The sequence below is a fragment of the Flammeovirga sp. OC4 genome (genome assembly GCF_000812565.1).
In the GTDB taxonomy this organism is placed as follows: domain Bacteria; phylum Bacteroidota; class Bacteroidia; order Cytophagales; family Flammeovirgaceae; genus Flammeovirga.
The window spans coordinates 1-312 of record NZ_JTAM01000213.1; the positions used below are offsets into that span (position 1 = coordinate 1).

1 protein-coding gene is annotated in these 312 nt (G+C 37.5%); it reads left to right on the plus strand.

Annotated elements, in window-relative coordinates; translation table 11 throughout:
* On the plus strand, positions 1-312 hold a 312-nt coding region (locus PL77_RS32250; protein WP_044213833.1), incomplete at both ends, for a hypothetical protein.

The following is a 312-nucleotide window of genomic DNA, read 5'->3' on the forward strand; positions in this document are numbered from 1 at the left end:
AGAGCTTCAAGTGGGGTTTAAATATCCTGAAGGATTCAATACGAAAGTGTTTGATTTCTCAAAGCACATGAAGAAAAATGCTTTAAAGACCCGCCGGAAAGAAGATACTAAAATATTAATCAAAGCCATATCAAAAGACAGGGCAACGGGAAAAAAGATCACTGCTACGGCAGGAGATGAAGATGGAGCTATACGCACTTTCAATTTCATTGATAAATCGAAAAGTGAATTACAAAAACTTGCAGATGATGAACTATCAAATTGGAAGTACGATGGATTAGAAGGAAGTGTGGTGGGGTTTGGTTATCCAGT